Raw genomic sequence first — 22126 nt, forward strand, 5'->3', positions numbered from 1 at the left:
CTTCCCCTCGGCTTCGTTCCGGCTGCGGCACCGGCTCCCTCTCCGGACGCCGTCCGGCGCACCTGCACAAACCTATATTTAATTCAAGCGGGATGCCCAGCGCTCCGCGGATGGCATATTTTTAATCGATCCTGGACATCTGCATTTAAATCTTTGATTTGAACTCATAACGACTCTTTTTTTGGATACTGATGTGCGGAAAATATGTCCTGGATTCCCTATATGATTGTTGTGTGGTGCTAATAGTAATCTGTAAAACTGTTCTAGCGAAAAATATCGTTTAAATTTCCTTTGTAGTGGCAATCAGGGTGGTTTTTGCAGGTTTTGAATACCTGCCTTAAATTCAGATCAAATCAGGAAACATATATATATGATGTAGGATCACGGCTCCCTGATCTCACTATGTATTTTCAAAAAGTAGTGCTCCTCACGATCCTGCTCGGCCTGATCGTTTCTGCCGTGAGCGCGGCGGACCCGGATCGGATCCAGCTCTCGACCGATGCCGACTGGCTGGTGGCGAGCGGAGTTGATTCGGCGGCTATATCGATACAGGCACTCGATGCGAGTGGAGCGCCGCTTAAGAACTGCACCGTGGCGCTCTCCGTCGACCCGATCTACGGCCGCATCTCACCCGCGACCGTCACCACCGGTGTTTCCGGGATCACGACTGCCACGTTTACCGCCAACCGGACGAGCGGCACTGCTGTAATAACCGCACGGGCCGGGGCGGTGGAAGAGGCACTCCACCTCTCGATCGACCATGACCTGCCCTGCCGCGTCACGCACCTTGACTACGGGTCGGAAGTGACCGCGGGCGCCACCACCACCATCACCGTGGGGCTGGCCGACCTGCACGGCAACCCGGTGGACGATCAAAGAGTTGCCGAGACCGTGCATTTCAGCGTCGGTTCGGTCGATGACGATGCCGCTTTCATCGACGACGGGGGAGAGCCGGTGCCCGAGTTAGAACGGACGATCAACGCCACGGGTTTCGTCCAGGTGCCCTTCCGGACCAGCCGCACCGTCGGTGAAAACATCGTCCGGATAGGTGTTCTCCAGGATGGAACCAGCCGCTACATCTCCGTCCACGGGCAGCCTACAGGGATTCCAGCTGCGATCGCCGTCTCGGTCAGCCCCGATGCCGACCCGGTCCCCTACCAGCCCGCCGATAGCGAGAGCATGTTCACTTTGACCTACAGGCTTTTCGATACCTGGGGCAACCCGGCGGCCGGCCGTGGCTTCCGGGTCAACACCTCCCTCGGAGAGAATGCCGTCCTGACGACAAACAGCACGGGCGTCGCCTGCCTCACCTACGGCCCGAAGGACACTACCGGTATCATCAATTTTACTGCGACGGCTGTGGACAATGCGAGTGTGACAATAGCACAGGAGGTCGAGTTCATCCACACCGATCCGGTGAACATGCTCCTCTCGGCAAGCCCGCAGTCCATGCCGAGCCGGGATGTCCATCGAAACTCTGTTGCGGAACTCCGGGCCAAGGTGATGGATGTCAAAGGGAACCCGGTTGCCGGGGAGGAGGTGACGTTTGCTATCGTTCCCGGATCGATCCACGTTGGTGGCTACACCCAGACCGGGGCGCCGTACCTCCAGACCGTGGGGCAGAATGAGATGTCTACCACCACCGGCGACGACGGCTATGCCATCGTCTGGTTCCACCCGGGTGAGTTTGCCGGTCCGGAGGAGGAAGGCTGGGACGCCGCCGCAAAGGGCACGGCGACCGTCCAGGCGACGTGGGAGAACAGCACCCTGAACCGTCATGTCACTCAGTCTCTCGACCTTACCTGGATGAACTACCCCTATCTCTCAGTAGAGACGAGTGTCTCCAATGAGACCGTTGCGGTGAACAATACAACCGATGTCACGATTCGGCTGAAGGGCGACGGCTGGGAACTCCGGCCGGACCCGATCGATGTGGTGCTGGCGATCGACCGGTCGGGGAGTATGAATTGGGCTATTGATGGATCCTTCTCTCCATCTGGGGAGAGGATAAAGGCAGCAAAGGCCGCGGCAAAAATTTTTGTTGGGGAGATGAACCCTGCCCGGGATAAGATTGGCCTGGTTTCATATGATAAGGATGCCTCCTGTGACCTGCATTTGACTGATGAATATTTGGGGGTGAACAGCACTATTGAGGGGCTCGAGACCGGAAGTGGAACCGGTACTCGAAACGGGCTGTATGTCGCGATCCAGGAGATGATCGGCAATCCCAATTCCAATCCTGATGCCGTACAGGCCGTTATCCTGATGTCCGACGGTGAGTACAACTATTATGGTGACCCACTTGCCCGGGGCACTGCTCATAGTGGGACGGGTTACTATGGATGGAACGACTACGACTATACAACGTTCACGGATCTTACGGAGCAGCAGCAGAATCTATCGGCCTATGTGAAAGATAAGAAAATCCGAATATACACGATAGCGTTCACAAAAGACATTGGCACGAACAGCAACACCTGGAATACGATGAAAATCCTTGCAGACGCGACCGGCGGCAAGTACTACCATGCAGACTCCGCTGAGGGGCTTTCTGGGGTCTACACCGACATCGCCGGCGAACTCAAAACCGAGGCCGGTGTCAACACCGAGATAACCCTTGACTTCGGCACAATACGGGTCAACGACGATGACCGGAATGGCCGGGATGTCTTCTCCTACGTCTATGAGAACGAGGTCTCGACCGTCATCGAGAGCTGGGTCGAGAACGAGACCGGACACCATGAGATCATCCGCCTGACAACCATCAACCAGACCGATGACTGGAACGACAACCACACCCTGCAGTTCGACGTCGGCACGGTCCACCTCGACCAGACCTGGGAGGCGACGTTCCGCCTCCGGGTGCTCACCGACGGCAACATCAACATCTTCGGACCCGGTTCAACGATCACGTTCAACGACGGTGCGGCTGAACTCGGCCTCCCTGACACCTTCATCACAGCGGTTCCGGATCTCAACAACACGGGCCTCGGTGCCGCGACGCTCACCCTCTCAAACCCGCACTACACCTGCACAGAGCCGGTCGAGGAGTTCCTCACCGCTGCCTGGGACCTCACCTACACCGGGTCGACAACCGCAACCGAATTCGTGGAATACTCAAATGACGGCGGCCTCTCCTGGGTGCGGTTCGACACCCTGACCGCGGACGGCACCGTGACCGGGGAAATTTCCTCTCTCTATGTCGGGGCGCTCCCACCGGGTGAATACCAGGTCCGGATACGCGCCTTTGCAGACGATGCGCCTGATGCCGTGCTGTTCTTCCCCTCGATCAGGGTTGGAGAACTCAGTGCGGCGTATATCCGGCTCGCATAACCATTTTTGTAGGTAAAGCATGCACCTGGCAAAAAATAACGGACCCAGCGGGAATTGAACCCGCGTCCTTGGGTTCGAAGCCCAAAAGGATGTCCTCTACCCCATGGGTCCCCTCATGGTTTTCTATCATAAGTTATTAAGCGTTTTTGTGCCAGTACCCTATACAATGATTATTTCGTCCAGCGAAATCGTTCGCCGTCTCCAGAACGGCGATCTTGTTATCGAGCCGTATCACAGTGGATCTCAGCAGCCCGCATCCTATGACCTTCGTGTGGCTGAAGAGACCGTGCTTCCGCGCGGGGCATGTACCCTCGTTCCTTCGATCGAGCGGGTGGAGCTTCCAAAAGACCTCGCGGCTACCCTCCGGTGCCGCTCTTCGCTTGCCCGCCGCGGCGTCCTCCTCGGCGGCGGGTTCGTTGACCCCGGGTTCCGCGGTCAGCTGACACTCTGCCTGACGAACGCCGGTGCGGAAGAAATTTGCCTCTCAAAAGGCGATCGGGTTGTGCAGATGATCCTGCAGGAAGTGCTGAACGGCGACCTGCTCTATGAGGGGCGGTATCAGGATAGCCGGGGCGCGGTGCATACACGATGACCCCATCGATACGTTCGGAGCGGAAGTACCTTGAACTTCTGAGGATCCTCGCGGAGTCGCACGAACCCCTGGGCGCGAAGAGATTGAGCGAGAAGATGGCCGAACGGGGCTTTGTCTTGAGCGACCGCGCCGTCCAGTACTACCTTCAGTACCTCGACGAGATGGGATTTACGAAGAAGATCGGGAACCGGGGGCGCATTCTTACCGAGGCGGGGATTGCCGAGAGCGAGAGCGCGCTCGTCGACGAGCGGATCGGGTTCATCATATCGAGGCTTGAACAGCTCGCCTTCCGGAGCACCTTCGATCCGGCAACCGGGACAGGAAGCGTTGCCTACAATCTCTCCTTTGTGCGGGATGAGGATCTTCCCGCCGTCACGGCAGCCTTCGACGAGGTGGCAGGAGCGGGCTATGGGTTCCTGAACACCTACCGGGTCGTCGACTCCGATCCCCGCATACCCGACGGCCATGTTGGGATCATGACGGCCTGCAGCGTCACCCTGGACGGCGTCCTCCAGAAGATGGGTATTCCGACGAGGCTCGAATATGCCGGCAGGATTGCCGTCGATGAGAACGGCTCCGCCGGGTTCCTCGATCTCATCGGTTACCGGGGAGCATCGGTCGATCCGCTCCACCTCTTCATATCCGCCGGACTTACCTCGATACACCGGCTGGTGACAACCCGTGCCGGCGTCGCGCTTGCGAACGTCCGCGCAGTGCCTGCTGCCGCACGGTATCGGGTGGAGGTGGCGGTCGGCCTGATGGAAGAATGCGGGTTCACCTTCCCTGTCGGGGGAGGCATCGGGGAGTTCAACCTCCCTAAACACCCCTACCGGCTCTCGATCGTCGCATTTTCCGGCATGAACATGGTGGGGAACGCCATTGAGAAAGGCTACGCTTTCAGGACCGAAATTGGCGCCGGGATCATACCGTTCGAACGAATAGCGGAAGCTACCGGATCCAGGTGATCCCGTCGTCCGGGTCGTCTTCCGGTTTCTTCTCCTCCCCGCTCTTCTGCCGGGCTGTCGCGTCGATCACCTCGAGCTTTCCGCGCGAAGGGCCGGCCTCCTTCGGGCGGGGCCCCGGCCGGGCGAATCCCCGGCCGGTCTGGTCGAGCTGGGTATCCTTCGGCGCGGGGGCCGCCCCCCGCACATGCAGGCCAAATTTATCGAATGCACCGTCGATCGGCCGTTGCGTCTTCCGGTCCAGCACGATCGCATCCCCGGTGTATACCCCGTCCTTCGGCCGCTGCACTCTGCGATCGAATGTGACCTGCTCTCCGTCGAACACCCCGTCTTTCGGGCGCTGCACGGGTTTTAAGAGTGCAGAGTAGGTTGCCGCATCATCCTTCGGAGCGGTCTTCTCGATGCTGATCCCCTTCAGGCCAAAGGTGGCGTTCTTTGGAGCGGGCACAGATGAGGTGACCGAGGCGGAGCCGGTGAGGTCGATCTCTCTCCCGCCCTGCCTGGGCGGCAGGATAACGGCCCCGTCGTCCTGTTTCTTATCCGGTTTCGGGATCATCTCGATGGTATCGTCTCTGCGCTTCTCACCGCCTTCGCTACCGCCCGGGAGCGTGATCATTTCGTCTTTTTCTGGTGCAGGCATCTCTGCCACGTATCCACTCTCCTCAAGATATGCCGACTCAAGGGGGGAGGCGAAACCCGGGTCTTCGTCCCATTCCGGCAGTCCGGCGTCGGCACTCGATGCCAGGGCCGCCTCCTCGTCGCGCAGCCGCTCTTTCTCTTCGACGTTCAGTTGCTCTTCCTCGCATTCAAGCCGGTACTCCGTCCGGATATCCCGGAGTTCCTCGACCCGGGGGATGTTGGATAACCCCGCGAGCATGATGATGATCCCGACAAACGATGTGTTCTTCACCGGGTAATCTCCGGACCGCATCTCGAGCCCGGCGATGCTCCGGTCAATCCACTTCCGGACAGTCTGGAAACCCTTCATCGAGAGTTCGGTCGAAGGGCCGGCGATCAGCACCAGCGCCTTGTCGGCGCTCGTGAGATCGCAGGGGACCGAAATCTCCTCATAGACAGCCTTTTTGGCGAGAGAAATGATCCGGGCGGCCTTCTCCTGCGAACCCTGGATGAAGTCCTTCAGCGACTGCCGCCTGCGGAGGATGTTCAGCCACCCGGTCGGCAGCCGCTCGGTGGCATAGCCGACCGCGACGAAACTGTTCCCTTTCAGGGTGTTGAGGACCTCTCCGGCATCCAGGACGACCTCGGCGACATCGAGACCTGACTCGTTGAACTCCCCGGCGCGAAGCAGAAGGCCGATCTGCCGGGCAACCCGTTCATTGAGCATATTGTAATGGGTCCTCGGGTCGGATGCCGCAGGAGTCTGACGCAGCTGGGCGATGACGCCGGTGTTCTCCGTCTCGGCCGCATCTACGGCTGCCCTGATCTTCTGCGACCAGGTCTCGTTGTCGAAGAGGATGACGGCGTCGACGAGTTCCTGGAGCATGTCGAGGTCGTCAGCGGCCTTGGATGAGACCCGTTTCCCCTCATCCAGGCACGGCAGTATGGCAAGAGCGAAGATCGGTTCCACGTAGGATTTCCGGATCTCATCGATGATGAGCGGCGCGATATCGATGACGCTGCCCCCGAGCCCACAGCAGAGGAGGATGGCGTCGATCTCCATCGTATCCATGCTCTGGAGCCGGGTCATCACCTCTTCGATATCGATCACGTCCGTGACCTGAGCGTGATCCGCGATATCGACCCGCGGGAAGAAGATTCTCGCGGGGTTCGGGAGATGGCGGAGCTGGAGCAGAGAGTTTGGGTCGATGTCAATCGCTACTGCACTCATGCAACAGATTTTGCTTCGCCGGTCATGGTCGTAGAGGTTATCCACAACCCGTGACCCGGCGCCCCCGAGCCCGATCGTCAGCACTCGCATACCGCTATACTCCCTGCCTGGTACCCTTCATCGCTGGAGTGACCTTTGCCACGAAAGAGGCATGCATTTCACCCCAAACTACTGATGAATATGTGGGCGGGCGAACATATATATTTCTGTACGTACCCTGGAGGGAGGAACGCATCCTCTCGTTCAATGCCTGTACTTATGCATTCCGGTTTAATCTCCTCGTGCTGGAGACCCCTGCAGGGTAAGGGAAAAGACTCCTCGGATTTCCTCGGGAACCTGGCACACCTCTCCGTTTTGCACTACCTGTGCGGTACGTGTCGTTTGATGAGCACAAAATGATAATATATTTAACTCCCTGCACGTAACTACTCAATGAGGTGCATAGCCTTGACTACATATGGAATTGAATTTGTGCCCGGAGCAATCAATGTCAAGCAGGTGGTGAACTACACCAAGCTTGCAGAGTCGAAGGATATCGACTACGCTTGGATTACCAACCACTACAACAATCGTCACGCATACCCGACCCTCGCCATGATCGCGGCAAACACCGACTCGATCAAGATGGGACCGGGTATCATGAACACATTCACCGACACCCCGGCAGCCATTGCGTCCTTCATGGCTACCTTAAACGAGATCTCCGACGGACGTGCCGTCCTCGGTATCGGACCCGGCGACCTGTCGACCCTTCCGAAGCTCGCGATCGACCCCGTCAAGCCCGTCGGTCACCTGAAAGAGGGTGTCGAGCAGATCAGGAAACTCCTCGCCGGTGAGGAAGTCAAGAAGAGCGGCAACATGGAGTTCTTCGACTACGACGGTGCCAAGCTGACCGGCGTCAACCTGCCCGGCAAGAAGGGCATCCCGGTCTACATCGGTGCCCAGGGTCCCAAGGTCCTCGAGCTCGCCGGAACCATCGGTGACGGCGCCCTGATCAACGCTTCGAACCCCAAGGACTTCGACGTCGCCATCCCGATCATCAAGAAGGCCATGGATGCAGTCGGCAAGAAGAAGTTCGACGTCGGCGCCTACACCGCCATGTCCATCGACATGGATGAGAAGAAGGCCCGGAACGCCGCAAAGATCGTTGCCGCGTTCATCGCTGCCGGCTCCCCGCCCGCGCTCCTGCAGCGCCACGGACTCAACCTGGACAACGTCGCGAAGATCAAGGAAGCGCTCGGCCGCTTCGACTTCAAGACCGTCGGCGGACTCGTCAGCGACGCGGAGATCGACGCCTTCACCATCGCCGGAACCCCCGACATGGTCAAGCAGAAGTGCGATGACCTCACAAAGTCCGGAGTTACCCAGATCATCTTCGGCTCGCCGCTCGGCCCCGACATGACCAACTCCATCCGCCTCCTCGGCAAGTACATTGTCTGAGGCGGGTAAACACTCATCACCTTTTTTCCTCCTGGACCGTACTGCCGGATAGCTGATGCGGATCGGTTCCACGGGTATTTCCGGCAGTGGCACATCCTCTCCACACCCCGGGCTGCCGGCAGCGCGAACCCGGACAGGGTTTTATACAGTCGGCGCGCTAACCGGTGTACAAGGGCTATGTTCACCACCCACGAGATTCGGACAGAGCGGGGAGTTCTCCAGTACCGCCGGGAGTCGCTCACCGGTATCCGGTGCCGGATCAGTCCTGTCCGTTTCAAGCGGCAGATCGACACCGCCCCCGCCATGCCCGACTCTCGTGACGGCTGCCCGTTCTGCCCCGGCGCCATAAATACTTCCACCCCGACGTTTGAGGACGGTGGCCGTCTCCGGTGCGGGGAGAGCGTGACGTTCCCGAACCTCTACCCCTTTGCCGAGCGGCACGTGGTCACGGTGATCACGTCCGATCACACGCCCGGCCGGTTCGACCGAAGGTGTCTCGCCGATGCCATATCCGGCACGGCACAGGCCCTGTCCGGGTCTTCCGGATACGCGAGCATCAACTGGAACCACCTCCCTTCTGCCGGCGCGAGCATCGTCCACCCGCACCTGCAGGGCATCGCTGACCTGGAGCCCACCCACCTTGCGGACCTCTACATATCCGCTGGCCGCCGCTACCTCGCCGATCACGGCCGCCTCTACTGGGAGGACCTGGTGGAGCGCGAACGCTGCTCTGAGAGGTTCCTCTTTGAGAACGAGATCTTCTGGTCGGCAAACCCTGTCCCCCTCGGCGAGCGTGAGGTGCGGGGAATCCTCCCGATATCGACGCTTGAGGAACTCGAACCGTATATCGACCCTCTGGCCGACGGGATTCTCCGTATCGTCGAATTCTACCGGAGCCTCGGCACGCACGCCTTCAACGCCTCGATCTTCTTTGATGCCCCCGGAACAGCCGGGCAGGGCCATCGTGCTTTCTGTTCTATCATTGCACGGTTAAACCCGAACACCTTCTCCATGTGCGACTCGGCGTTCATGGAGCGGCTGCACCTGGAACCGGTCATCCTGACGCTCCCCGAAGACCTGGGCGCGCTCTTCCGGGAGCACAAGTAGTTCTTTTGAATATCCCCAGGTGTACCGCTGCTTTTAGTGTAGCTATCCCGACAGGGGTCGCACCCCCGCCTCTATTGGCAACCGGATAATACCTGGAAGTTGCGTGAAGGATTTTAACAGAGCCAAAAATTATCTCCAAGTCGTACCAACCCATCTTCTATGACAGACCCGCATGCATTCCTGGTCGGGGGAGAATGGCGAATAAGCACCGATATCCTGGACGTCCGGTTCCCCTACACGGGGGAGGTCGTCGGCCGGGTCTGCCTTGCCGGAAGCGGGGATATCGAGGATGCCCTCCGTTGTGCAGAACAGGGTTTCGATCTCACCCGGCGCCTTCCGGCCCACCGCCGCTCAGAGATCCTCTACGCCCTTGCCGGGCTCATTCAGGAACGTGCAGCGGACCTTATTGATACAATCATGCTCGAAGCGGGAAAGACCCGTGCTCTCGCCGAAAGCGAGGTCGTGCGTGCACGGGAGACCCTCGAGGTGTCTGCTGAGGAGGCGCGCAGAATCGACGGCACAATCCTCCCGCTTGACTGGAACACGGCCGGGGAAGGACGGGTCGGCTGCCTCCGCCGGTTCCCGCTCGGCCCGGTGCTCGCGATCACGCCGTTCAACTTCCCGCTCAACCTCGCCTGCCACAAGCTGGGGCCGGCTATCGCCGCCGGAGACTCCGTCATCCTCAAACCCGCGTCGGCCACCCCGATCTCCGCGGTGATGCTCGGCGAGATGGCGCTCGACGCCGGGATGCCGCCCGAAGCGATCAGCGTCGTTCCCTGCCGCACCGATCTTGCGGAGAGAATGGTGCGGGACGACCGTATCGCCTGCGTGAGTTTCACCGGGAGCCCGGCCGTCGGGTGGCACCTCCGGGAGATCGCCGGCCGGAAACGTGTCGGGCTGGAACTTGGCGGCAACGCGGCCGTGGTCGTTCACGAAGATGCCGACATCCCCTTCGCTTCCGGCCGCATCGTCGCCGGCGCCTTCTCGAACGCCGGCCAGACCTGCATCGCGGTGCAGCGGGTCTACCTCCACCGTCCGATCTTTGAGGAGGTGCTCACGATGCTCGTCGACCGGGTCCGTACCCTTACCGTCGGCGACCCGCGCGAGCTCGGCACCAACGTGGGTCCGATGATCTCGGAGTCTGCCGCCGCCGCGGCGTTTGCAAAGGTGCAGGACGCCGTCGCAGGCGGCGCGAAGGTGCTCGTCGGCGGAACCCGCGACGGGTCGGTCGTTGCGCCGACGATCCTTGTCGACACGACACCGGATATGGCGGTGAACCGGACCGAGGTCTTCGCCCCGGTGGTGACGGTCACCCCCTACGAGACCTTCGAGGAAGCGATAGCGTTCGTGAACGACACCGAATACGGGCTGCAGGCGGGCATCTTCACCCACGATTCCCGGAGGATCGCGCAGGCGTTTGTGGAGCTCCGGGTCGGCGGCCTGGTGGTCAACGACATCTCGACGTTCCGTATGGACCACGCGCCCTACGGCGGAGTCAGGGGTTCCGGCATCGGGCGCGAGGGGCCGAAATACGCGATCGAGGAGATGACCGAAGAGCGGATGATGATCTTTTCGCCGTAGGTGGTGCTATCCGTCAATGAGGTGGCAGGTGCCGGGCGAATAGTTTCTTACACGAATAATGGCTTCCCGAGGGGGAAGGTGTTTGAGAAGGCCGATGCTCGCGAATTGCCTCTCGTTTCCCGCATCTGCCACTTTTCTGCGACCACACTGACACGGTTTTCGAGGTAATATCGCCACGCACTGCCCGCCCCCCTTGGGGGGGCGGGAGGAGCGCGAAGCGCGGGCGGTGGGGGGCTTTTGAGGAGAGCCATCCAGTGTGAGGAGACGGGGGGGATACTCCCCCCTTCGCACCTCCGGTGCTCAAGCTCGCTTCGCTCGCACTCCCCACCTGACGGTGGCCGAGCTCCGGGCGTTCCGCCCATCGCACTCCCCGTCAGCCCCTCTTCGCACCTTCGGTGCTCGAACTCCTGCCGTCCCGGCAGTCGTTCCCCCCTATGGCGATAGTCCCACGGTCCACTGCACGGGGTTCTTTTTTTATTTTAGTTGCGTTGTTGCCAGCACTCGAAACCCCTCGGGTTTCTCACGCTCCGGTTCTTCGCACCTGACGGTGCTCACGCTCCGGTTCTTACGAACCATCACGCTTTGAACCGTCGTGACTCGCACATAGCGGTGCTCATGCTCCAGCCCTTTGGCCCGTCGCACTTCATGCGAGGCACCGATGGGGAGATGGACACCCGAAGATCCCGCTCTCACCCCGCTTACCGGCGGAGACAAACGGCATACTCTCTCACGGGTAAAGTGCTCTACAAACTCGAAAAAAGAAGTGGTGCCGAGGTTACTCGGGCTTGCTGATGAGTGCCGTCTTTGCGACGATCTCGCCGGTCTTCTTGTGCGGCTTCCTTATGACCGCGTCCATGCCCTTCTCGAGGTCGCGTGCTTCCTCGCAGAGGACCATCGCCTGACGCATCATCTCGTGGGCGCTCGCGACGATCGGGATGTACTTCTCCCACTCCTTCGTCATGAAGCAGCCCTTGACGTTGACGCCTGCGACCGCCTGTGCGATCTCGTAGGCGGCACGGGCCTTCGCGAGCGCGTAGGGGTTGCTGAACTCGCCGTCGACGGCCTTGTCGGAGGTCATGACGACCTTCGGGAGCGCGAGGTCCGCGCCCTTCTTGCCTGCCTTCACCTGGTCAATCACCTTGTCGAGTTCCGTCTGCATCTTGCGGAACGCGCCGGTGAGGGCGAGTACCTTGACGAGGTTCCCGTTGTAGTCCGCCATCTCGATGGGGTCAAGGAACTCACGGCGGGCGCCGATCATGGCGTCGGCCTTCATGATAATGTAGCCGAAGTTGCTCGCCTTGAGCGCTTCGAACTGCTCCTTCTTGGTGGTGACATCATCGGTGATGACGACGCAGGGAATTCCAGCCGCTGCGAGGTCCTCACGGGCCTGGGTGGGTCCGGGAAGGACGCCATTCGGGGAGACGACGATACAGAAGTCCGGGCCCCATGCCTTCATATTGCTGACAACGCGGTCGATATCCTCGGGCTGCAGTTTCGTACCGGAGGTCGCCATGAAGGTAATGATATCCTCACGGTCGGCGCGCTCGTCGAGCAGCAGTTCACCCATTACACCACTGGCGATATTTCCCAGTTTCGCAATTCCTACTTTAACAACCACTTTAACACCTCTCAAAATTTGAGAACACGATAGTATCACCAAGTTCTCATATAAACGTTTTGAAAAAGCCCCGCAAATCCCGCCCGGAGAGGTAGGGTTAAGGAAAAGTGTTTAAATTTATACCGTCCATATATACCTGATGAAACAGGGTCTGCTTACCGATCGCCAGAAAGAAGTGCTGCGCTACCGGAAGAAGGGGTTGACGCAGCAACAGATCGCGGAGATTATCCATACCTCAAAGGCAAACGTCTGCACCATCGAAAAGGCAGCTCTCGAGAATATCTCGCGCGCACGCGAGACACTCGAGTTCCTCTACACCCTCGACGCCGTGCACCTCTGTACGCTTCAGAGCGGCCTCGACCTGCTCAAGGCTCCCGAGTTCATCTACGCCGAAGCCGAGAAGAAGGGGCTGAAGGTCAAATACGACACGATCTCGCTCATTAACAGGCTCAGGGACGCTAATCCCGAGCGGTTCAGAGGAAGGCAGGTCCGCGAGGACGTTGAGATCTATATCAACAAAGACGGCGACCTGTACTTCGGATAATGCGGTTTTCCCCGGGCGCGCACAGGCTCCGTGCCGGAGCGGACGCCCCGTGGGAGAGTGTCACCCGGTCGCCTGCTGCGAACCGGGTCACTGCAGCCCTCCGTTTATCCACACGACCGTGTAATCCGGTGCATAGGTGCCGCACCTGCAGCGCAGAGGTGTTCGACGTATATTCCCGGAAAATGCGATAACAAGATTTATATCACATTTTAAGTAATGTTTAAGAAACCGCTCTGCACAATTCCACCCGGATCCGGGTGGGTGGCGGCACTATACGTGCCCCCGATTCCCGGAGTGTCCCCAAATCTCCCGCGTAGGCGGATCAGGGACCCGCGGCGGAAGGGTGTGGAAGGTACAAGACACAAGGTCGAACCCTCCTCACGGAGGGCCGATGTCGATATGGAGTTGTGCTCGTCACAACGGGATGACAGGAGCTGGATCTGATCGAGACGTTGGGCCAACGCCAGTGCAGCGCGCCCGGTTCCGGGAATACTCTTCCCGGAAGCGTCGGAGAGTCAGGATCTGTTGGCGACGACTGGAATGCACCTGGTGCACACCGGGACGGCAGCGAGAGCGGTTGGGCGCACGGAGACGAACGTCTCTCTGCCCTTCTGGGCTTTGCTGCCTCCATCAACTGTTTCCCTTACGCTACGGCAAAATGGCGTGGCGTTCGATATCCTGCCCCTTACGGGTTCGCCAGAAGGTCCATCGTGCCGGCATGTTCGGCACGAGGCCCAGCGCATGCATCGCTCTGCAGGTTGCTGCAGAGTGATGCCTCACGCTACAACGCACGAAGGGTTGATTGAAAAATGCCGAAGATTAACAGACCACGCAGAGGATCCCTCGCGTACAGCCCGAGAAAACGGGCAAAAAGCCCGGTTCCCCGCTACGGCTCATGGCCGGAGTATACGGGAGCCCCGGCCGTGCAGGGATTCGCAGGGTACAAGGTGGGGATGACCCACGTCATCATGGTCGATGACCACAAGAGCAGCCCCACCGAAGGCAAGGATGTGATGGTGCCGGTGACCGTGGTTGAGGTCCCGCCCATGCGGGTGGCAGGCGTGCGCGCATACAGCGAGGATACCTACGGAAAGCATGCGCTGACCGAAGCGTGGACGACTGACCTCGATGAGGAGTTGTCCCGCCGCGTCAACGTCCCGAAGAATCACGACACCGCCGCCGCCCTCGACGCCATCAAGGCCGCCGTCGGCGAAGGCAAGGTCGTGGAACTCTACGCTCTGGCCTACACCCGGCCCATGGAACTCACCGGGGTCCCGAAGAAGGTCCCCGATCTGATGGAGATGCGGATCGCCGGCGGAAGCCTTGACGACCAGATTGCCTACGCCGCCGATATTCTCGGAAAGGAGATTACGATCTCCGGCAACCTTGAGGTCGGCGAGTACGTCGATGTGACCGCCGTTACCACCGGCAAGGGGACGGAAGGCCCCGTCAAGCGCTGGGGCGTCCAGGTCCGGAAGCGGAAACACTCCCGCGGCGGCAAGAAGCGTCACATCGGTAACCTCGGTCCGTGGCACCCGCACCATGTTCGGTGGCAGGTCCCGCAGTCGGGTCAGATGGGCTACCAGCAGCGTACCGAGTTCAACAAGCGCATTTTAAAGATCGGCACCGACGGCGACGACATAACGCCGGCAGGTGGGTTCCTGCACTATGGCCTTGTGCGCGGCCCCTACGTGCTGATCAAGGGCTCCGTCCCGGGACCGAACAAGAGGCTGGTCCGGATACGCTCCGCGATACGGCAGGGTGAACACACCGTCCGCACGCCGACGATCAGTTTCGTCAGCGCGCAGAGCCAGCAGGGGTGAGCAGCGATGAAGGCACAGGTTCGAACACTGACAGGCGAGATCGCTCACGAGATCGATCTCCCGGAAATCTTTAACGAAGAGTATAGACCCGACCTGATTAAGCGGGCCGTCCTCGCGCTCCAGAGCACCCGGTTCCAGCCGCATGGGACAAACCCCTATGCCGGCATGCGCACCTCGGCAGAGTCCTGGGGCAGCGGCCGCGGTGTCGCTCAGGTCCCCCGGCTGAAAAACGGCAGCAGGGTGGCCAGGGTGCCGCAGGCAACCGGCGGGCGCGCAGCGCACCCCCCGAAGGTAGAAAAGATCCTCGTCAAGGAGATCAACCGGAAAGAGAAGCAGAAAGCTCTCCGGTCTGCCGTCGCAGCCAGCACCTACCAGGACCTCGTCCAGGAACGCGGGCACCTCTTTGAGGGCGACCTCCCGCTGGTCTTCGAGGACCGGTTCGAGGAGATCACCCGCACAGGCGATGTCATCTCCGCACTCTCTGCGCTCGGTGTCTATGCCGACGTCGAGCGGGCGAAGGATAGCAAGAAAGTCCGTGCAGGGCGGGGCACCATGCGTGGCCGCCGCTACAAGCAGCGCAAGAGCGTTCTCATCGTCACGGGGAACGAGCCGCTCCGGGCAGCCCGGAATCTTGCCGGAGTCGATGCCGTGACGGTCAGCCAGCTCAACACCGAACTGCTGGCACCCGGCACGCAGGCAGGACGCCTGACGGTCTGGACGGAATCTGCCATCCGAAGGCTGGAGGAGTTCTCATGATACTGAAATACCCATTCGTTACTGAAAAAGCAACGATGATGCTCGAAGGTGAGAGCAAGCTCCAGTTTATCGTGCAGAGGGATGCCACCAAGCAGGATATCAAGCGCGAGCTGGAGTCGGCCTTTGAACAGGAAGTGGCCAATGTCCGCACCATGATGACCATGAAGGGCGAAAAGAAGGCCATTGTAACGTTTTCGGATGCGAAGGCGGCTGAAGAGATCCTCAGCCGACTGGGAATCATGTAAGGTGAGTGACGATGGCACATAGAATTATAGCACAGAACCGTGGAAAAGGCGGCCCAACCTACCGTGCACCGTCGCACCGGTATAAGGCTGAGCTGCGGCACGTAGGGAAGAATGACGCCCTGACCACCGGGACCGTCGTCGATATCGAACACGACCCGGCCCGCCACGCACCGATCGCTCTCGCCAGGCTTGAGAGCGGCGAGAAGGTCTACGTTCTCGCCACCGAGGGGCTCGGTGTCGGCGACGCAGTCTCCTGGGGAATAGGAGGCGCGGTGAAGAACGGAAACACCCTGCCGCTCCGGGAGATCCCGGTCGGTGCATACGTCTGCAACATCGAAGCGCGCCCGAACGACGGCGGCAAGTTCGTCCGCTCGAGCGGGGTCCAGGCCCTCGTCATCGGCAAGGCCGATGACGGCAGAGTCGGTGTTCGGATGCCGAGCGGCAAGAACAAGTGGTTCAACGGTGCCTGCATGGCAACCGTCGGTATCGTTGCCGGCGGCGGACGGGGCGAAAAACCGTTCGTCAAGGCAGGAAAGAAGCACTTCCACGTCCGGTCCTCTTCCGAGAAATGGCCTCGCGTCAAGGGTGTCTGCATGAACGTCATCGACCACCCGTTCGGTGGCGGTGGGCACCAGCACTGCGGAAGGCCCAAGACCGTCTCCCGCGGCACGTCCCCCGGGAGAAAGGTCGGGAACATTGCCGCCCGGAGAACCGGCAAGTGGAAGAAGTGAGGGGTGAAGCATGGCAAAGAAGACACAGAAGAGAATGCCGCGGCGCCGCGAGGAGTTCACCTATCGCGGCTACACCGTTGCGGACCTGCAGCAGATGGCTCTCTCCGAGCTGCTGCCGCTCATGCCGGCCCGGGCACGCAGGAAGTTTGACCGGGGTCTCTCACGAGAACATGAGAAACTCCTTGCCGATCTCCGGTCGGGAGACGCGAAAATCCGCACCCATCTGCGTGACATGATTGTCATGCCCGAGATGGTGGGAAGAACCATCGAGATCCACAACGGGAAGGAGTTCCAGGCGGTGGAGATTCAGCCCGAGGCGGTCTTCCACTATCTTGGAGAGTTTGCACTGACCCGCAGAAGGGTTTCCCACGGCAGCGCCGGTATCGGTGCAACCCGGTCGAGTAAGTACGTACCGCTGAAGTGATGGTTATGGCAAGAACAGGTTATTCAGCACAGATCGAGGGTGAGAACGTCGCTCGCGCCAAGGCGAACGAGCTTCCTGTCTCTCCCAAGCACTCGATCGAGATTGCCAGGTTCATCCGGAAGATGACCACCACTGAAGCAAAGGCGTATCTCGCCGACGTGGTGGCGCTGAAGAAGGCCATCCCCTTCAAACGGTTTAACCGGAACGTCGCCCACAAGCGCGGCCTTCAGAAGTGGCCCGCCGGCCGGTACCCGGTCAAGGCTGCAGAGGCCTACATCAGGCTGCTCGAGTCCGTCGAGAAGAACGCCGAATACATCGGCCTTGATGTCGAAAACCTCCGGATCGACCACGTCGCCGCTAACACGGGTCGTGGCCTCCGGGCATTCTTCCCGCGTGCGATGGGCCGCGCCACCCCGAAGCGCAGGGAGACTGTGAACATAGAGATCGTCGTGACCGAGGTGGCGTAATGGCAATTGAGAAGAAATTTATCACGGAAGGCGTGCGCAACGTCCGCGTCGAGAAGTTCCTCACGAAGGAACTCAAGCGGGCTGGATACGGCGGCATGGACATCACCCGGACGCCGCTCGGCACCCAGGTGACCATCTTTGCGGAGAAGCCTGGTATCGTGATCGGGAAAGGCGGCAAGCAGGTTCGCCAGCTTACCCAGGACCTTGCCACCGCTTACGATATCGAGTCCCCGCAGGTGGAAGTCCAGCAGGTTCAGAACCCCAACTTCAACGCCCAGATCATGGCTGAGAGACTGGCAAACGCTCTTGAGCGCGGCTGGTACTTCAGGAAGGCCGGATCGAGCACGATCCGCCGGGTGATGGAGTCCGGCGCCCTTGGCTGCGAGGTCATCGTCGCCGGGAAACTGACCGGCTCGCGGTCGCGGACGCAGAAGTTCACCGAGGGCTATGTTAAGCACTGCGGTGAGCCCAGCGAGACGATCGTCGAGAAGGGCTATGCGCTTGCGATCAAGAAACTCGGGACTATCGGTGTCCAGGTCAAGATCGTCCCGCCGGACGCACGGCTGCCCGATGCTTTCGATGTCCTTGAACCCGAGCCGAAGAAGGCTCCGGCAGAGCCCATCGAGCCTGAAGAAGTCGGCGACGATGTGTTCGCGGAAGAGTTCGAGGAGACCTCCGAAGAGGAGTACGTGGAGGAGAGGTAAATGGCAATCTTTCGCGCACAGGAAGTGAGGCAACTCTCCGACACTGAACTCCTCGAGCAGGAGCAGAAGCTCTCCCTCGAACTGATCCAGGAGCGAGGAAAGGTCAGCGCCGGCGGTGCCACCGAGAATCCCGGGAGGATTCGCGAGGTAAAAAGGACGATTGCGCGCATCCTGACCGAGAAGAACGCACGGAGGAACGCATGATCTCCCCCCAGAACGTCCTGCGGCACGAGTTAATCGGCCTGGATGTTCTGGTCGTTCGTGCGAGCAACCCGGGTCATGCCGGGGTATCGGGTCGCGTCACTGATGAGACCCGAAATACCCTGGTTATCCTGACCGGGCGGGGCGAAAAGCAGATACCAAAACGGTTCAGCGTGTTTCGCTTCCGGCTCCCTGACGGCGCGACCGTCGATGTCGACGGATCGAGCCTGGAGACGCAGCCGGAACGGCGGATCAGTATGCGCATCAGATAAATGAGGATGAATAATGGCACGAAACATTGGGTTGGACGTTCCCATTCCGGAAACGGAATGTGAGGACGCAAATTGTCCGTTTCACGGCACTTTGCCGGTACGCGGCCAGGTGATTACCGGCAAAGTCGTGAGCGACCGTATGAACGGTACTGTCGTCGTGGAGCGTGAGTTCCTCCACTACGTCAAGAAATACAAGCGGTATGAGAAACGCAGGTCCCGGTACCATGCCCACAGCACGCCCTGTATCAACGCGGGCGTTGGTGATGTGGTCCGGATCGCGGAGTGCAGGCCGCTTTCAAAGACCAAGAACTTCGTTGTGGTCGAGGTGATGAAGGAATGAAGGCGATGCAGTCGACCATTCCGCGCGCCCTCGCCACCGGCTCCCGGATGGTCTGTTCCGACAACACCGGCGCACGGCTTGTGGAGGTCGTTTCGGTCGACTATTATCACGGTGTCCGACGCCGGCAGCCCTGCATGGGCCTCGGCGACGTCGCGACCGTGAGCGTCAAGAAGGGCACCCCCGATATGCGGAGGAAGCTCGAGAAAGCAGTGGTCATCCGACAGAAGAAGGAGATCCGCCGTCCAAACGGCATCCGTCTCTCGTTCGAAGACAACGCTATGGTGCTCATCAACGAGCGCGGCGAGCCGAAGGGGACCGAGATTAAGGGCGCCGTCCCGCGTGAGATCGCGGAGCGGTTCCCGAAGATCGCCTCCATGGCGACGATAATCGTGTAAGGTGTGGTAAATATGGTACGTATAGTTAGCAAACAGCCGAGGAAACAGCGCAAGGCGCGTTACAACGCACCGAACCACACCCGGGGCCGGTTCCTCTCCGCATCTCTCTCCCCCGAACTCCGTGGGAAGTACAACGCCCGGAGAACCCGTATTGTCAAGGGCGACACCGTCAGGGTACTCCGTGGAGATTTCGCCGGTGACGAAGGTGTCGTCGATGCGGTGGATATGAAGATGTGCCGGGTGATCGTGCACGGCGTGATGGTGACGAAAGCGGACGGGACCGAGGTCCCCCGGCCGGTCGATCCCTCGAACGTGCAGATCACGAAGCTCAACTTGAAAGACAAACTACGTGAGGAGAGACTCGGAGGCGGAGCATAATGTCCAAGCATCTCAAGCGGCTGGTAGCGCCAGGGTCCTGGCATATCCCGAAGAAAGTACAGAAATTTGTCATGAAGACCGCTCCGGGCCCCCATAACGCCGGCGCTCTGCCGGTCGGTGTCTGGCTCCGTGAGCACATCGGCCTTGCACAGAATGCAAGCGAGGTCAAAAAGATCCTGCACCAGCGGGATGTCATTGTCAACGGGCGGGCCTGCAAGAACCCCCAGATGGGCCTCGGTGTCTTTGACATTGTCTCGATCCCGAAGCTCGGAAAGCACTACCGCATTCAGCTCGACATGCGGGGCAATCTGGTCGCTGTCGAGATCCCGGCGGAGTCCGCAAAGACCCGGCTCTGCAAGATCCGGAACAAGACCACCATCAAGGGCGGCAAGGTGCAGCTGAACCTCGCGTTCGGTGCAAACGTCCTCGCCGACAACACCTACAGGGCAAAAGACTCTGTCGTGGTGACCCTCGGCGACGGAAAGACCGATGAAGGCCGGTTCCAGATCGTCGACCATTTCCCCTTCGCCGAAGGCAACGTGGCCATGGTCGTCGGTGGAAAGCACTCCGGCAAGGTCGGCAGGGTCGTCGAGATCATCAAGACGGCGAGTTCCGTTCCGAATCGCGTGGTTCTCGTGGACGACTCGGCCGATGAGCGGTTTGAGACCATCGAGGAGTACATCTTCATGGTCGGTCGTTCCGCGATTGCACCTGAGTTGGAGGGTTCGGCATGAGCGCGATGAAGGATGTCTACGTCGACAAGGTCGTTGTGCACATGGGCGTCGGGGAGAGCGGCGAGCGGCTGGTCAAGGCCGAAGACCTCGTGAAGCAGATCACCGGCCAGAAGCCCGTCCGCACCATCGCCAAGCGGACCCAACCGGCGTTCGGTATCCGGAAGGGCGCACCCATCGGGTGCAAGGTTACCCTGCGCCGGGAGAACGCCGAGAAGTTCATCACGACCGCGCTCGCGATCGTCGAGCAGCGGCTCGCACCCTCGCAGTTTGACCGAACCGGGAACGTCTCCTTCGGCATCGAGGAGCATACCGACTTCCCGGGCATGTCCTACGACCCGACGATCGGGATCTACGGTATGGACGTCAACGTGGTGCTCGAGCACAAAGGCGTGCGGATTGCACGCAGAAGCGTCGAGCGCAGGAAACTGCCAGAAGACCAGAAAGTGAGCAAAGAGGAAGCCATCGCATTCATGCGCGAGCGCTACCAGGTGGAGGTGTAAGGAATGGCAGAAGAGTCAAAAGCGCCTGCGTCAGGTGGTAACGCCAGGAAGTTTGGCCGTGGCGCGAACGAGTGCCGCATCTGCGGCCGGAAGCAGGGCCTTGTGCGTAAGTACGGTATCTACTTCTGCCGCCAGTGCTTCCGCGAGTGGGCGAGCAAGATGGGCTTCAAGAAGATGAACTAGGGGTTAAGGAATATGGCACGACTGAATCCAATCGCTGACGCGATGAGCACGATCAAGAATGCCGGCGACTCTGGAAAGAGTGAGGTTATCGTTGAACCCGCCAGCAAAATTCTCGGTGCAATGCTCCGCGTTATGCAGGAAAACGGCTTTATCGGCGGCTTCGAGTTCATCGACGACGGCCGTGGCGGCCAGTTCCGGGTCCAACTCTCCGGAACGATCAATAAGTGTGGCGCCATCACTCCCCGGTTCCCGGTGGCGATGGCTGATATGGAATACTGGGAGTCGCAGTACCTCCCCGCAAAGAACTTCGGCATCCTGATCGTCTCGACCTCGAAGGGAGTCATCTCCCATGCAGAGGCCCGGAGCGAGGGTATCGGCGGGCAGTTGCTGGGATACGTCTACTGAGGAGGGAGCGAGTATGGGAATTACACGACAGGTCGAGATCCCTCCCGGTGTGGACGTGAAACTCGAAGGCGGTGTGATCACAGTCTCCGGACCGAAGGGCACACTGGTCCGTGACATGCGCTTCCCGCAGATCGATCTCAAGGTCGAAGGCGGCGAAGTCGTCGTCTCCACGGCATCCGACAAGAAGCGGATCCTCGCTATGAGCGGCACGCTCGAGGCTCACGTGAAGAACATGATCCGGGGCGTCGTCGACGGCTACGAGTATCATATGAAGGTGGTCTACAGCCACTTCCCGATCCAGATCAAACAGCAGGGCAACCGCCTCGAGATCAACAACTTCCTTGGCGAGAAACAGCCCCGGGTCGCAAAGATCATCGAGGGCGTCACCGTCAAGCTTGGAAACGACGAGGTGACTCTCACCGGTATCGACAAGGAGAAGGTGGGCAACACGGCCGCAAACATCGAGCACGCGACCAGGATCACGAAGCGTGACCCCCGGGTGTTCCAGGACGGCATCTATATCACCGAGAGGGCGTGAAACC

General features: G+C 60.1%; 26 protein-coding genes and 1 tRNA gene. 24 read left to right on the top strand and 3 right to left on the bottom strand.

Annotated elements, in window-relative coordinates; translation table 11 throughout:
* The first annotated feature begins 402 nt into the window (after window positions 1–402).
* Window positions 403–3333, top strand: a complete 2931-nt coding sequence (locus HL657_RS03840; RefSeq protein ID WP_317295492.1) for an Ig-like domain-containing protein — start codon at window positions 403–405, stop codon at window positions 3331–3333.
* 39 nt (window positions 3334–3372) lie between these two features.
* Here the strand turns inward: HL657_RS03840 and HL657_RS03845 are convergent.
* Window positions 3373–3444: transfer RNA gene (locus HL657_RS03845), tRNA-Arg, on the bottom strand.
* A 55-nt stretch (window positions 3445–3499) separates the two neighbouring features.
* Between HL657_RS03845 and HL657_RS03850 the strand changes: the two genes are divergently transcribed.
* Window positions 3500–3925, top strand: a complete 426-nt coding sequence (locus tag HL657_RS03850; protein ID WP_317295493.1) for a dCTP deaminase — start codon at window positions 3500–3502, stop codon at window positions 3923–3925.
* Complete coding sequence (locus tag HL657_RS03855) at window positions 3922–4890, top strand: DUF128 domain-containing protein (RefSeq protein ID WP_317295494.1); 969 nt, start codon at window positions 3922–3924, stop codon at window positions 4888–4890. The genes HL657_RS03850 and HL657_RS03855 overlap by 4 nt, the downstream gene beginning before the upstream one ends.
* On the opposite strand, the gene HL657_RS03860 is transcribed toward HL657_RS03855, so the two are convergent.
* Entirely contained in the window at window positions 4874–6826 is a 1953-nt protein-coding gene (locus HL657_RS03860) for a tubulin/FtsZ family protein (protein ID WP_317295495.1), read from the bottom strand. The two genes, HL657_RS03855 and HL657_RS03860, sit on opposite strands and share 17 nt — an antisense overlap.
* A 342-nt stretch (window positions 6827–7168) precedes the next feature.
* Between HL657_RS03860 and HL657_RS03865 the strand changes: the two genes are divergently transcribed.
* The 3 genes from HL657_RS03865 to HL657_RS03875 all read left to right on the top strand — a co-directional run bounded on the left by HL657_RS03865 (window position 7169) and on the right by HL657_RS03875 (window position 10864).
* Window positions 7169–8176, top strand: coding sequence for a 5,10-methylenetetrahydromethanopterin reductase (locus HL657_RS03865; RefSeq protein ID WP_317295496.1), 1008 nt, complete (start codon window positions 7169–7171; stop codon window positions 8174–8176).
* 177 nt (window positions 8177–8353) lie between these two features.
* On the top strand, window positions 8354–9283 hold the full coding sequence (locus tag HL657_RS03870) for a galactose-1-phosphate uridylyltransferase (RefSeq protein WP_317295497.1): 930 nt from the start codon (window positions 8354–8356) through the stop codon (window positions 9281–9283).
* Between the two features lie 159 nt (window positions 9284–9442).
* Complete coding sequence (locus HL657_RS03875) at window positions 9443–10864, top strand: aldehyde dehydrogenase family protein (protein ID WP_317295498.1); 1422 nt, start codon at window positions 9443–9445, stop codon at window positions 10862–10864.
* A gap of 775 nt (window positions 10865–11639) precedes the next feature.
* On the opposite strand, the gene HL657_RS03880 is transcribed toward HL657_RS03875, so the two are convergent.
* Complete coding sequence (locus tag HL657_RS03880) at window positions 11640–12482, bottom strand: F420-dependent methylenetetrahydromethanopterin dehydrogenase (RefSeq protein ID WP_317295499.1); 843 nt, start codon at window positions 12480–12482, stop codon at window positions 11640–11642.
* Between the two features lie 139 nt (window positions 12483–12621).
* Here HL657_RS03880 and HL657_RS03885 point away from each other — a divergent pair, with 139 nt between their 5' ends.
* The 18 genes from HL657_RS03885 to HL657_RS03970 all read left to right on the top strand — a co-directional run bounded on the left by HL657_RS03885 (window position 12622) and on the right by HL657_RS03970 (window position 22122).
* Window positions 12622–13026, top strand: a complete 405-nt coding sequence (locus HL657_RS03885) for a Tfx family DNA-binding protein (protein ID WP_317295500.1) — start codon at window positions 12622–12624, stop codon at window positions 13024–13026.
* 809 nt (window positions 13027–13835) lie between these two features.
* Complete coding sequence (locus HL657_RS03890; protein WP_317295501.1) at window positions 13836–14849, top strand: 50S ribosomal protein L3; 1014 nt, start codon at window positions 13836–13838, stop codon at window positions 14847–14849.
* A 6-nt stretch (window positions 14850–14855) separates the two neighbouring features.
* Window positions 14856–15605 carry a 50S ribosomal protein L4 gene (rpl4p, locus tag HL657_RS03895; protein ID WP_317295502.1) on the top strand — a complete coding sequence of 250 codons (750 nt, stop codon included), beginning with the start codon at window positions 14856–14858 and terminating at the stop codon, window positions 15603–15605.
* Window positions 15602–15850: a 50S ribosomal protein L23 gene (locus tag HL657_RS03900; RefSeq protein ID WP_317295503.1), complete on the top strand. Its 249-nt coding sequence runs from the start codon at window positions 15602–15604 to the stop codon at window positions 15848–15850. Before rpl4p ends, HL657_RS03900 begins: the two co-directional genes overlap by 4 nt.
* A gap of 11 nt (window positions 15851–15861) precedes the next feature.
* Complete coding sequence (locus HL657_RS03905; protein WP_317295504.1) at window positions 15862–16581, top strand: 50S ribosomal protein L2; 720 nt, start codon at window positions 15862–15864, stop codon at window positions 16579–16581.
* Between the two features lie 10 nt (window positions 16582–16591).
* Entirely contained in the window at window positions 16592–17005 is a 414-nt protein-coding gene (locus tag HL657_RS03910) for a 30S ribosomal protein S19 (RefSeq protein ID WP_317295505.1), read from the top strand.
* Window positions 17006–17010: 5 nt separating this feature from the next.
* Window positions 17011–17472 (top strand): 50S ribosomal protein L22, encoded by a 462-nt coding sequence (locus HL657_RS03915; RefSeq protein WP_317295506.1) that lies wholly within the window; start codon window positions 17011–17013, stop codon window positions 17470–17472.
* A complete protein-coding gene (locus HL657_RS03920) occupies window positions 17472–18176 on the top strand; it encodes a 30S ribosomal protein S3 (RefSeq protein ID WP_317295507.1) in 705 nt (234 codons plus the stop codon). The genes HL657_RS03915 and HL657_RS03920 overlap by 1 nt, the downstream gene beginning before the upstream one ends.
* Complete coding sequence (gene rpmC, locus HL657_RS03925; RefSeq protein WP_317295508.1) at window positions 18177–18380, top strand: 50S ribosomal protein L29; 204 nt, start codon at window positions 18177–18179, stop codon at window positions 18378–18380.
* A complete protein-coding gene (rnp1, locus tag HL657_RS03930; protein WP_317295509.1) occupies window positions 18377–18649 on the top strand; it encodes a ribonuclease P protein component 1 in 273 nt (90 codons plus the stop codon). The genes rpmC and rnp1 overlap by 4 nt, the downstream gene beginning before the upstream one ends.
* A 13-nt stretch (window positions 18650–18662) precedes the next feature.
* A complete protein-coding gene (locus tag HL657_RS03935) occupies window positions 18663–18989 on the top strand; it encodes a 30S ribosomal protein S17 (RefSeq protein ID WP_292727671.1) in 327 nt (108 codons plus the stop codon).
* Window positions 18986–19384: a 50S ribosomal protein L14 gene (rpl14p, locus tag HL657_RS03940; RefSeq protein ID WP_317295510.1), complete on the top strand. Its 399-nt coding sequence runs from the start codon at window positions 18986–18988 to the stop codon at window positions 19382–19384. Before HL657_RS03935 ends, rpl14p begins: the two co-directional genes overlap by 4 nt.
* Window positions 19385–19396: 12 nt before the next feature.
* Entirely contained in the window at window positions 19397–19762 is a 366-nt protein-coding gene (gene rplX, locus HL657_RS03945; protein WP_317295511.1) for a 50S ribosomal protein L24, read from the top strand.
* Window positions 19762–20496, top strand: a complete 735-nt coding sequence (locus HL657_RS03950; RefSeq protein WP_317295512.1) for a 30S ribosomal protein S4e — start codon at window positions 19762–19764, stop codon at window positions 20494–20496. Before rplX ends, HL657_RS03950 begins: the two co-directional genes overlap by 1 nt.
* Window positions 20493–20996 (top strand): 50S ribosomal protein L5, encoded by a 504-nt coding sequence (locus HL657_RS03955; protein ID WP_317295513.1) that lies wholly within the window; start codon window positions 20493–20495, stop codon window positions 20994–20996. The genes HL657_RS03950 and HL657_RS03955 overlap by 4 nt, the downstream gene beginning before the upstream one ends.
* A gap of 3 nt (window positions 20997–20999) precedes the next feature.
* Window positions 21000–21179 carry a 30S ribosomal protein S14 gene (locus HL657_RS03960; protein ID WP_317295514.1) on the top strand — a complete coding sequence of 60 codons (180 nt, stop codon included), beginning with the start codon at window positions 21000–21002 and terminating at the stop codon, window positions 21177–21179.
* 12 nt (window positions 21180–21191) lie between these two features.
* Complete coding sequence (locus HL657_RS03965) at window positions 21192–21584, top strand: 30S ribosomal protein S8 (protein ID WP_317295515.1); 393 nt, start codon at window positions 21192–21194, stop codon at window positions 21582–21584.
* Between the two features lie 13 nt (window positions 21585–21597).
* Entirely contained in the window at window positions 21598–22122 is a 525-nt protein-coding gene (locus HL657_RS03970) for a 50S ribosomal protein L6 (protein ID WP_317295516.1), read from the top strand.
* Window positions 22123–22126 lie beyond the last annotated feature (4 nt).

Source organism: Methanoculleus nereidis (genome assembly GCF_032944295.1).
Taxonomy (GTDB): domain Archaea; phylum Halobacteriota; class Methanomicrobia; order Methanomicrobiales; family Methanoculleaceae; genus Methanoculleus; species Methanoculleus nereidis.

Bases quoted from the DNA above. Each gene is read 5' to 3' on its own strand.
- HL657_RS03840 (WP_317295492.1), top strand. From the start codon at position 403: ATGTATTTTCAAAAAGTAGTGCTCCTCACGATCCTGCTCGGCCTGATC.
- HL657_RS03850 (WP_317295493.1), top strand. From the start codon at position 3,500: ATGATTATTTCGTCCAGCGAAATCGTTCGCCGTCTCCAGAACGGCGAT.
- HL657_RS03855 (WP_317295494.1), top strand. From the start codon at position 3,922: ATGACCCCATCGATACGTTCGGAGCGGAAGTACCTTGAACTTCTGAGG.
- HL657_RS03860 (WP_317295495.1), bottom strand. From the start codon at position 6,826: ATGCGAGTGCTGACGATCGGGCTCGGGGGCGCCGGGTCACGGGTTGTG.
- HL657_RS03865 (WP_317295496.1), top strand. From the start codon at position 7,169: ATGAGGTGCATAGCCTTGACTACATATGGAATTGAATTTGTGCCCGGA.
- HL657_RS03870 (WP_317295497.1), top strand. From the start codon at position 8,354: ATGTTCACCACCCACGAGATTCGGACAGAGCGGGGAGTTCTCCAGTAC.
- HL657_RS03875 (WP_317295498.1), top strand. From the start codon at position 9,443: ATGACAGACCCGCATGCATTCCTGGTCGGGGGAGAATGGCGAATAAGC.
- HL657_RS03885 (WP_317295500.1), top strand. From the start codon at position 12,622: ATGAAACAGGGTCTGCTTACCGATCGCCAGAAAGAAGTGCTGCGCTAC.
- HL657_RS03890 (WP_317295501.1), top strand. From the start codon at position 13,836: ATGCCGAAGATTAACAGACCACGCAGAGGATCCCTCGCGTACAGCCCG.
- rpl4p (WP_317295502.1), top strand. From the start codon at position 14,856: ATGAAGGCACAGGTTCGAACACTGACAGGCGAGATCGCTCACGAGATC.
- HL657_RS03900 (WP_317295503.1), top strand. From the start codon at position 15,602: ATGATACTGAAATACCCATTCGTTACTGAAAAAGCAACGATGATGCTC.
- HL657_RS03905 (WP_317295504.1), top strand. From the start codon at position 15,862: ATGGCACATAGAATTATAGCACAGAACCGTGGAAAAGGCGGCCCAACC.
- HL657_RS03910 (WP_317295505.1), top strand. From the start codon at position 16,592: ATGGCAAAGAAGACACAGAAGAGAATGCCGCGGCGCCGCGAGGAGTTC.
- HL657_RS03915 (WP_317295506.1), top strand. From the start codon at position 17,011: ATGGCAAGAACAGGTTATTCAGCACAGATCGAGGGTGAGAACGTCGCT.
- HL657_RS03920 (WP_317295507.1), top strand. From the start codon at position 17,472: ATGGCAATTGAGAAGAAATTTATCACGGAAGGCGTGCGCAACGTCCGC.
- rpmC (WP_317295508.1), top strand. From the start codon at position 18,177: ATGGCAATCTTTCGCGCACAGGAAGTGAGGCAACTCTCCGACACTGAA.
- rnp1 (WP_317295509.1), top strand. From the start codon at position 18,377: ATGATCTCCCCCCAGAACGTCCTGCGGCACGAGTTAATCGGCCTGGAT.
- HL657_RS03935 (WP_292727671.1), top strand. From the start codon at position 18,663: ATGGCACGAAACATTGGGTTGGACGTTCCCATTCCGGAAACGGAATGT.
- rpl14p (WP_317295510.1), top strand. From the start codon at position 18,986: ATGAAGGCGATGCAGTCGACCATTCCGCGCGCCCTCGCCACCGGCTCC.
- rplX (WP_317295511.1), top strand. From the start codon at position 19,397: ATGGTACGTATAGTTAGCAAACAGCCGAGGAAACAGCGCAAGGCGCGT.
- HL657_RS03950 (WP_317295512.1), top strand. From the start codon at position 19,762: ATGTCCAAGCATCTCAAGCGGCTGGTAGCGCCAGGGTCCTGGCATATC.
- HL657_RS03955 (WP_317295513.1), top strand. From the start codon at position 20,493: ATGAGCGCGATGAAGGATGTCTACGTCGACAAGGTCGTTGTGCACATG.
- HL657_RS03960 (WP_317295514.1), top strand. From the start codon at position 21,000: ATGGCAGAAGAGTCAAAAGCGCCTGCGTCAGGTGGTAACGCCAGGAAG.
- HL657_RS03965 (WP_317295515.1), top strand. From the start codon at position 21,192: ATGGCACGACTGAATCCAATCGCTGACGCGATGAGCACGATCAAGAAT.
- HL657_RS03970 (WP_317295516.1), top strand. From the start codon at position 21,598: ATGGGAATTACACGACAGGTCGAGATCCCTCCCGGTGTGGACGTGAAA.